We start from the raw sequence: 634 nt of genomic DNA, 5'->3' as shown, positions 1-634 counted from the left end.
GGTGCTGCTCCTGGATTGGCTTCCATAGCCTTTCTCAGATTCTCCATGACCAAAGGATTATCATTGTGCTGGCTGATGTGATAGGCAACAATCGAACCGTCATAAAGGTCCTTAATGGCACTGAGATAAGCCTTCTTCCCCAGTCCATACTTCAGGAAGGTCACATCTGTACACCACTTCTCATTTGGTTTCTCAGCCGTGAAATCACGATTCAGGATGTTCTCTTCAATATTGATAAAACTGGTCTTGGTGCAGTAACCACGAGAACGGCGGATAATGGATTGAATCCCCAGAATCCGCATCAAACGCCGGATGCGCTTCTTGTTGTAAGTTGTACCGAGTTCTCTGTTGAGAAAACGCGTCATGCGCCGATAGCCTAAGATACCATTAAATCGCGCATGCAGCTCTTGAATCTTCTCCATCAATTTCTGATTGGTGACTTCAGAGTCCGTCTCCTCATGGCTGAGCCACTTGTAATATCCCGAGCGTGAGACCTTGAGTATGCGGCAGAGCTGGCTGATGGAAGCCTCCTTGCGTTCCTGAGCATATTCATAAATCGCTTGGAATTTCAGAAGGTGTTTACCCAGCCTCACCACAGGTTTCGCTGTTCGAGCTCCTTCAACTTTTTTAGGAG

1 protein-coding gene is annotated in these 634 nt (G+C 47.2%); it reads right to left on the bottom strand.

Features of this window, described 5'->3' with window-relative positions:
- Nucleotides 1-634 (bottom strand): IS3 family transposase (locus DHL47_RS13220; RefSeq protein WP_209552186.1); only part of this gene is annotated, 634 nt, incomplete at both ends.

The sequence above is a fragment of the Streptococcus panodentis genome (assembly GCF_017884005.1).
Taxonomy (GTDB): Bacteria; Bacillota; Bacilli; order Lactobacillales; family Streptococcaceae; genus Streptococcus; species Streptococcus panodentis.
Note: the sequence above shows the minus strand (reverse complement) of the source record. Positions and strands in the feature narration are given on the sequence as shown.